Origin of the sequence: Streptomyces sp. MZ04 (genome assembly GCF_004684775.1) — a bacterium.
GTDB lineage: Bacteria > Actinomycetota > Actinomycetes > Streptomycetales > Streptomycetaceae > Streptomyces.
This window is the reverse complement of record NZ_SRIC01000332.1, coordinates 1-8,482: the sequence shown is the minus strand read 5'-3', so window position 1 is coordinate 8,482 and position 8,482 is coordinate 1. Positions and strand designations below refer to the sequence as shown.

Sequence of the window (8,482 nt, the reverse complement as noted above, 5' to 3'; positions counted from 1 at the left end):
GACGGCCCGGCTTCTTGCCCCGGGGCAACAACGGCTCCAGGCGGGCCCACTGCGTATCCGTCAGATCTCCACGTGCCACGAAGCAAGATCATCTCACCTCAAGATCCGCTTTCGATACGCGCCCTAGGCGGTGCTCGGTGGTCGCTCGGGCTACTGCCCCGTGCGCTCGTACCTCTTGTCCACCTTGCCGATCTCCGTCCAGGTGCCGTTGCCGCGGCGGTCGATCCACACGGGGCGTCCCCGCGCGGAACGGCGCTTCTCGAAGGACACCTCGTCGAGTACGCCGTTGACGGAGACCCGCTGGATCTCGCGGTCCAGGGTGTGCCGCAGCGACGTGGCGGAGCCGTCGGCGGGGAGCTCGCCGAGGGCGGAGGCCAGGGCCATGGCACCGTCGTACAGCTCCTGGTTGCCCTGCGCGGGGAGGTTCTGGTCGGGTTCGCCGGTGTAGTTGCGGGTGCGCAGGACGCCGGCGGGGATGCTCTTCTCCGCGTCTTCGGTGCTCGCCCGCTCCTCGGAGTCCTGGCAGACGCCCTCGAAACCGCTCTGCGTGAGCACGGGCCCCTTGAAGCCGTCGGCCCTGAGGCTCTTGGCCCACATCCCGGCGTCCGAGTTGGCCGGCACCACGACCGCGTCCGCCCGCGCCTTTGCGGCCAACGAAGGGATCTGCGACGCCTTCACGTCGGTGGGACCGGTGTCCAGTGCCTGGGTGGTGACGCCGCCCCTGCGCAGCGCGGTGCCGATGCCGTCCTCGCGGTTCGCCCACAGCTTGTCCTCCGCCACGAGCACGCGGCGGGCCTTGGTCTGCGACAGCAGGTAGCGGGCCGTGGCCTCGCCCTGCCGCGCGTCGTCGGCGGGGATGGCGAACGCCCCGTCGGCGTGGGCGGCGTCCGAGCAGGTACTGATCTCGGGCAGGAACGCCTCGTCCGTGTCGTGCACCCAGGCGAAGCCGGAGGTGTCGCCGATGACGGCGAGCATGTTCGGGTGCTTCGCCAGCATCTTGCGGGAGCTGACGTCCGGATCGGCGGTCACGGGGACGATGCGGAAGCGGCTGCCGTCCTTGGCGCCGAGCGTCTCCGCGAACGCGGACTTCACGGTGCGCAGTTGCTGCGTGGTGAACTGCTTGAACTCCGAGGTCTCGTACTCGTCCGGCTCGACGCCTCCCCTCGGGGCGCCGACGTGCCGGGAGTCGTGGGCTACGCCGATCTCGTAGACGGTGCCCTTGTCCTTGCCCACGGAGTCGCTGGAGGAGTCGGAGGAGCCGGACGTCAGGGAACGTATGCCGAGACCCGTCGGGATGCCGACCGCGAGGACGAGGACGGCGGCGATCAGCGGGCGCTTGCGGGAGCGGGGCCGGGCGTCGGGCGCGGACGGGGTGGTGGTGTCCTTGCGGACCGTCGGCCGGGTGTCGGCGTCCGCGAAATGGGCCGCGGGCTCCTTGCCGGGGTTCCCCACACGGACCGTCGGCCTGCGGACCGGATCCGTGTCCGGTCGACGGTCCGAGGGGGCGTCGGCCACCGAGTCCTGCACATCGGACGGCACTTCAGCGGGGCGTACGGAATCCGACGGCTTCGTACGCGTCGACTCCGTGCCCGGTGACTTCGTACCCGGCGCCCCCGTACCCGGCGCCCCCGTACCCGGCGCCCCCGTACCCGGCGCCAGCGACCGCTGCGCCGCCACGACCAGCTCGAGCGCCGTCGCCGCGTCCGCGGGGCGGTCCGCGGGGTCCTTGGCCAGCAGGCCGAGGATCAGGCGTTCCACCGGGCCCGTCACCTCGCCGCGTGCCGCGCTCGGGCGCAGGGGCGCGTCGTTGACGTGGTTGTACATGACGCCGGCCGCGGAGCCGGTGAACGGTGGTCTGCCGATGAGGAGTTCGTAGAGGACGCAGCCGAGCGCGTACAGGTCCGTCCGGCCGTCGCCCGGCTCCTGGCGGAACCGCTCCGGCGCCAGATACGGGATGCTGCCGAACGGCAGCTGCCCGGTCTGCGTGAGGCGCGAGTCGCCCGCGAAGCCCTCCATGAACGTGGCGATGCCGAAGTCGACGACCTTCGCGGTGCCGTCCGGGGTGATCATCACGTTGCCGGGCTTGATGTCGCGGTGCACGACGCCCGCCGAGTGCGCCGCGTCCAGGGCGCGGCAGATGTCCGCCGCCCAGCGCAGCGCGTCCGCCACCGGGACCCGGACGCTCTCGCGCAGCACCTGGTCGAGCGAGTGCCCCTGCACCAGGGCCATCACCAGGTACGGGGTGTTGTCGTCCGTGCCGTGGTCGTGCACGGCGACGATGTACGGGCTGTCGAGCGCGGCCGCGGCGCGGGCCTCCTGCCGGAACCGGGCCAGGAGTTGATCCACCTCGCCCTCGCCCGCCGACGTCGACGGCACGAAGAGCTTGACCGCCACCTCGCGGCCCAGGCTCCCGTCGCGGGCCCGCCAGACCTGCCCCATGCCACCCGCGCCGATCGGCGCCAGCAACTCGTACCGACCGTTCAGCAACCGCCCCCGCATACGTCCTCCCTCAGACCCGGTGATCCTAGCCAGCGGCTCGACCACCGGGCGGGCAGGTCACCCCTTCACCTCACCCCTTCACCTCACCCCTTCACCGCGCCCCCGAGCGCGAAGCCGCCGCCCAGCTTCCGTGAGATCAGGACGTACAAGAGGATCACCGGTGTCGAGTAGATGATCGAGAACGCGGCCAACTGGCCATAGACCACCGTGCCCTTGTTGCCGAAGAAGTCATTGATGCTGACCGACGCCGGCATCTGCTCCGGGGTCAGGAGCAGCATGAACGGGACGAAGAAGTTGCCCCACATCATGACGAACGAGAAGACCGTGACCACGGCCACTCCCGGGCCCATCAGCGGCAGCACGATACGGATCAGCGACTGGAAGGACGACGCTCCGTCCGTCCACGCCGCCTCCTCCAGCTCCTTCGGCACGCCGTCCATGAAGTTCTTCATCAGCCAGATGGCGAAGGGGAGTTGGGACGCGGCGAAGAAGAAGATCGTGCCCTGCATCGTGTCGATCAGGTCCACCTGGACGAACAGCGCGTACACCGGGACCATGATCGCCGTGATCGGCAGGCTCGTCGCGAACAGGATCGTCAGCATGAAGGGGCGGTTCAGGCGGGACTTGAAGCGGGAGAGGGGGTACGCGGCCAGCGCCGCGCAGACCACCGTCAGGATCGTGCCGCCGCCGCACAGCAGCAGGCTGTTGAGGAGGGGGGTGAAGGTGATCTCGGGGGTCAGGACCGCGTCGTAGTTGTCCAGGGTGAGGCCGTCGGGGACCTTCACCTTGAGGTCGGCCTCGGTGTCGAGCGAGGACAGGATCACCCAGGCCAGCGGCAGCACAAACGCCGCCGCGACCACGAGCAGCCCCGCGTCCGCGGCGAGACGGCGACTCGTGCGGCGTGAACTGAGGCTCCGGGAGGGTGACTTGACGGTGTTGGCGGACACTCAGACCTCCGTGCGGAGCAGGCGCATATAGACGAGGGAGAAGAGTGAGCCGACGACCAGGAGCAGGAGTGCCACCGCCGTGCCGTAGCCGATCATGCTCTTCTGGAAGGCCTGTTCGTACATGAACAGGGGGAGGGTCTGGCTGCGGTTGCCGGGGCCGCCGCGCGTCATCACCCAGATCAGGCCGAAGACGGAGAGGGTCTGGAGGGTGTTCAGCATCAGGTTCGTGCCGATGGAGCGGCGGATCATCGGCAGCGTGATGTGCCACATGCGGCGCCAGCCGCCCGCGCCGTCCACCTCGGCCGCCTCGGTGATCTCCTTGGGGATCTCGTTCAGGGCCGCCGAGTAGACCAGCATCGAGAAGGCCGTCCCGCGCCATACGTTGGCGAACGACACCGCCAGGATCGGCAGCGTGTACATCCAGTTCTGGGACGGGAGATGGAGGAAGTCGAGGACCGCGTTGAGCGTGCCCTCGCGGCGGAAGAACGCGTACAGGAGGAAGGCCGCCACCACCTCCGGAAGGACCCACGCCGTGATCACGATCGCGCCCGTGAGCGTGCGGACCGGCTTGGACGCCCGCCGCATCAGGGACGCGAGCGCGAGGCCGATGGTGTTCTGGCCGATGAGGGACGAAAGCACCGTGAAGACGAGGGTGAGCCAGACCGCGTTGAGGAACGCCTCGTCCCCGAACGCCTTACGGAAGTTGTCGAACCCGACGAAGCTGGACTCGGCCTGGCCGGTGAGCTGGAGGTCGGTGAAGGCGATGTAGGCGCAGTAGCCGATGGGTCCCGCGAGGAAGAGCAGCAGCAGGATGACGGCGGGGGAGACGGGCAGTGCGCGGGTCAGTGCCCGGCCGGCCTTCCCGCGGCGGGACGGGGGGCGCGATGTGCCCGGGCCCGGCGCCGTCTTGATGATGTCGCCGGGCCCGGCGGGGGGCGCGGCGGTCACTTCTTGATGACCTCGCCGTCCGTCGCCGCCTTGACCTCGTCGTCGTATCCGCTTGCCGCCTCCGCCACGGAACCGTCGCCCGTCGTGACCTTCTCCATGGCCTCCTGCACCGCCGTGGAGACCTTCGGGTACGCCGGGTACGCGGGGCGGTAGTGCGTCGACGGCACCAGGTCCGTGAAGAACTTCAGGCCGGGCTGTGCCTTCAGGTACGCGGGGTCGGCCGCGACGTCCTTACGGACCGCGATGCCCGAGTTCGCCACGTACCACTTCTGGGCGTTGGCCTTGGTCTGCATCTGCTCGATGAACTTGAAGGCCAGGTCGGGGTTGGACGCCTTGGACGGGATCGCCCAGGTCCAGCCGCCGGACATGCTCACCTTGCCGGGAACCTCGCCGTTCTGGGTGGGCATCTCGGCGAGGCCCAGCTTCTTCGACCACTCGGGCCACTCGTGGCCCGCGCCCTTGCCCCAGTCCTGCGGCAGCCAGGAGCCGTCGAGGTTGATGCCGAGCTTGTCCTCGGGCAGGAGTTCGCCGCGCACCCGGGTGGGGAAGTTCGGGTCGAGGGCGTCGGAGACGTCCGGGCCGAGCTTCTCCTTGTAGACCGTCTCGACGAACTCCAGGGAATCCTTGAAGCCCTGACTGCCCGTCACCCACTTCTTCGCCTGCGGGTCGTACATCGGGTCCTTGCCCGTGCCGTACAGGAGCATCTCCATGCCCTGCATGGTGGCGGCCTCGCCCGCGGGCTTACCGGTGTAGACGTTCAGGGGCGTGACTCCGGGGACCTTCTTCTTGATGGTACGTGCCGTGTCCAGGATGTCGTCCCACGACTTCGGCTGCCAGTCGGCGGGAAGACCGGCCTTCTTGAAGATGGCCTTGCTGAACCAGAGTCCGCGGGTGTCGGTGCCGTCCGGCACGCCGTACGTCTTGCCGTCCGCCGCCTTCGCCGCCGACTTGGACGTGTCGATGAACTGGTCCCAGTCCTTCCACTTGTCCAGATACGGGTCGAGCGGCTTCAAGTACCCGCTGGTGATGTCCGAGTTGATGAGGAAGGTGTCCTCGTAGACCAGGTCGGGCGCGGTCTTCGGGGAGCGCATCATCTGCTGCAGCTTGGTGTAGTACTCGGAGTCCGGCGCCTTGATCGGCACCAGCTTCACCTTCTTGCCGGGGTTCTCCTTCTCGAACTGCTTCTTCACGTCGGCCAGAAAGGTGTCCATGACCTTGATCTGGTTGTCCGTGGACTGTTTGAAGGAGACCTTCACGGTGTCCGGATCATCGCCGGAGTCCCCGCCGCAGGCGGTGAGGGTGCCGGCGGCGACCAGGGCGGTGGCGAGGAGCAGTGGAGTGGTGGGGCGCACGGGCACGACCTCCTACTGGCCGACGCGGCTTGGTTGCCACGCGGGGCTGCAACGCGGGCTGCCCGGTGAACGTAAGGGCGTGCTCGGAGCACGGTCAATGCCCGTGCGTCGCCGCTTGTCATCAACGTGACAACGTTGTTATTGGCGAACGGCATCAGGTGTACGGGCAACGGGACTCGGGTCTCACACCGAGGCCGGCGGCAGCTCCCGCGGCCACTGGTCCGTCGTACGCAGCAGGTCGACGAACGCCCGCTCGGCGGGGGAGAGCAGCCGGTCCCGCCGCGAGACCAGGTTCACCGGGCGCGACCGCGGCGGCTCCGTCACGGGCACGACGACCAGCGAACCCGCGCAGACGTCGTCCACCACCGCGTGCTCCGAGATGAGCGTGACGCCGAGCCCCGCCGCCACGCACTGCTTGAGCGCCTCGGGACCCCACACATCGCCCCGCGACACCTGCCGCAGCTCCCAGTCGTCGAGGACCTGCTCCTGCAACTCCCTTGTCTGGGATCCGGGTTCACGGAGCAGGAAACGGCAGTCCGCCAGCTCATCGGGGCTTACGGCAGGGCGTACGGCCGGACGCGCGGCCGCGCCCGCGGCCGCGCCCGCGGACGCCAGCGGATGCCGTGGACCGGCGATCAGTACGAGGCGCTCACCGAGCACCGTCTCCGAGACCAGCTGGGATGCGGTGGGTGTGCCCGCGACCACCGCGATCCCGATGTCCCCGGCAAGCAGACGCTCCACCACCGCTTCGTTGTTGCCGACGAACACGTCGCAGTCGATGGCGGGATGGAGCTCGCGGTAGCGGGCCAGGAGCGGCGGCAGCAGATACGTACCGATCGTCGTCGAGCCGCCCACCAGCAGGCGCCCGCTGTCCAGGCCGCTGACCTGCTGCACCGCCGCGACGGCCTCGTCGGCGAGCAGGAACACCCGCTTTCCGTACGCGGCGAGCACCTCGCCCTCGGCGGTGGGGCGGGTCCGCGCGCCCGAGCGGTCGATGAGCGGCACCCGCAACGACTGCTCCAGCTTGCGGACCTGGTTGGAGACGGACGGCTGGCTCATGTACAGCTTCTGCGCGGCCGCGGAGAAGCCGTGGTGCTCGACGACCTGCATGAAGATCCACAGACGGTGGAGATTGAGCTGCACGCGTGCCTCCCCTTGTCTCCGTCCCGATCCCGGGCGCGGTGAGCGTAACTCGCCAACCCCGCTGGTGGGGAGGGGGATGCGTGGCCGGATCGGAACGGTGGGTGGCTATGGCCGCTATAGCGAATCCGGTGGTTCTGCGCGGCCCTGCCGCCCTGTACCCATGAAGGGCGGGGCGGACATGCCCCGGGCCTCCGGGCTTTCGGGCCCTTCGAACTTCGACCTTCAGAGGTGGATTCGTACATGACGGAACCTGTTGCCGAGCGGCTCGACGCGATCGAGGTGAACGGCCGCACCTACGCCTGGCCCGGCCGTCCCGTCGTAGTGGTCTGCATCGACGGCAGCGAGGACGCCTATCACGAGCGTGCCATCGCCGACGGCCGGATGCCCTTCACGGAGCGCATGCTGCGCGAGGGCAGCGACCTGCGGGCCGACTGCACCATGCCGTCCTTCACCAACCCGAACAACATCTCCATCGCGACCGGGGTCCCACCGGCCGTCCACGGCATCTGCGGCAACTATTTCTACGACACCGCCGCCGACGCGGAAGTCATGATGAACGCCCCCGAACTCCTGCGCGCCCCCACGCTGTTCGCGGCGTTCTCCGAGGCGGGCGCGAAGGTGGCGGTGATCACCGCCAAGGACAAGCTGCGCCGCCTCCTCGGCAGCGGCCTGGTCGACGGCATGTGCTTCTCCGCGGAGAAGGCCGACCAGGCCACGGAGGAGGAGAACGGCATCAGCAAGGTCCTCGAACGGGTGGGCATGGAGCTGCCCTCCGTCTACAGCGCCGAGCTGAGCGAGCTGGTCATGGCCGCCGGCGTCGATGTCCTCGCCGTCGACCGGCCCGAGCTGATGTATCTGTCGCTCACGGACTACATCCAGCACAAGCACGCGCCGGGATCGCCCGTCGCCAACGACTTCTACGCGATGCTGGACGGGTACTTCGAGAGGATCGACGCGCTGGGCGCCGTCCTGGTCGTCACCGCGGACCACGGCATGAACGCGAAGAGCGACGGGGTGGGCGAGGCGCGGGTCCTCTTCCTGTCGGACTGGTTCGACGAGCAGGCCGGCGCCGGGGCGGCGCGCGTCATCCTCCCCATCACCGATCCCTACACCGTGCACCACGGCGCGCTCGGTTCGTACGCCACCGTGCATCTGCCCGAAGGCGCCGACCGTGCGGGTCTCGCCGACCGGCTTGCCGCCCTGGACGGCGTGGACACCGTGCTGACCCGCGAGGACGCCTGCGAGCGGTTCGAGCTTCCGGGTGACCGCATCGGTGACCTCGTCGTCATCGCCGAGCGCAACACCGTGCTCGGCACGACCCCCGCCCGGCACGACATCTCCGGCTTCAAGGAGCCGCTGCGTTCGCACGGCGGACTGACCGAGCAGAAGGTGCCGTTCCTGGTCAACGCGCCCGTGGGGGCGCTGCCTCCGGGGCACCGGCTGCGCAACTTCGACTCCTACTGGGTGGGCACGACCATCGCCGCCGGGAGGCCGTCGGCCGGCTGACACCCGCGTACGTCCCCAGGTATCGACTCGGCCCCGGCGCGCCGCCGAGGTGCGCGCCGGGGCCGACCCGTGCCCCATATCCCCACC

The 8,482-nt window shown here is 69.4% G+C and carries 6 protein-coding genes; 1 reads left to right on the top strand and 5 read right to left on the bottom strand.

Annotated features, from left to right (window positions below):
• Nucleotides 1-150 precede the first annotated feature (150 nt).
• From E2651_RS38050 to E2651_RS38030, 5 genes are all read right to left on the bottom strand, one after another.
• The gene (locus E2651_RS38050; RefSeq protein ID WP_135335847.1) at nucleotides 151-2,499 is read right to left on the bottom strand and encodes a bifunctional serine/threonine-protein kinase/ABC transporter substrate-binding protein; all 2,349 of its coding nucleotides are present in this window, start codon (nucleotides 2,497-2,499) and stop codon (nucleotides 151-153) included.
• An 83-nt stretch (nucleotides 2,500-2,582) separates the two neighbouring features.
• On the bottom strand, nucleotides 2,583-3,446 hold the full coding sequence (locus tag E2651_RS38045) for a carbohydrate ABC transporter permease (RefSeq protein WP_135335846.1): 864 nt from the start codon (nucleotides 3,444-3,446) through the stop codon (nucleotides 2,583-2,585).
• The gene (locus E2651_RS38040) at nucleotides 3,447-4,358 is read right to left on the bottom strand and encodes a sugar ABC transporter permease (protein WP_167829020.1); all 912 of its coding nucleotides are present in this window, start codon (nucleotides 4,356-4,358) and stop codon (nucleotides 3,447-3,449) included.
• 32 nt (nucleotides 4,359-4,390) lie between these two features.
• A complete protein-coding gene (locus E2651_RS38035; RefSeq protein ID WP_348541696.1) occupies nucleotides 4,391-5,746 on the bottom strand; it encodes an extracellular solute-binding protein in 1,356 nt (451 codons plus the stop codon).
• Between the two features lie 183 nt (nucleotides 5,747-5,929).
• Nucleotides 5,930-6,889: a LysR substrate-binding domain-containing protein gene (locus E2651_RS38030; RefSeq protein ID WP_135335843.1), complete on the bottom strand. Its 960-nt coding sequence runs from the start codon at nucleotides 6,887-6,889 to the stop codon at nucleotides 5,930-5,932.
• Between the two features lie 240 nt (nucleotides 6,890-7,129).
• On the opposite strand from E2651_RS38030, the gene phnA reads away from it, so the two are divergent.
• A complete protein-coding gene (gene phnA / locus E2651_RS38025) occupies nucleotides 7,130-8,395 on the top strand; it encodes a phosphonoacetate hydrolase (RefSeq protein WP_135335842.1) in 1,266 nt (421 codons plus the stop codon).
• Nucleotides 8,396-8,482 lie beyond the last annotated feature (87 nt).

Excerpts from the sequence above, each read along its gene's own strand:
- E2651_RS38050 (WP_135335847.1), bottom strand. The coding sequence starts at position 2,499 with ATGCGGGGGCGGTTGCTGAACGGTCGGTACGAGTTGCTGGCGCCGATC.
- phnA (WP_135335842.1), top strand. The coding sequence starts at position 7,130 with ATGACGGAACCTGTTGCCGAGCGGCTCGACGCGATCGAGGTGAACGGC.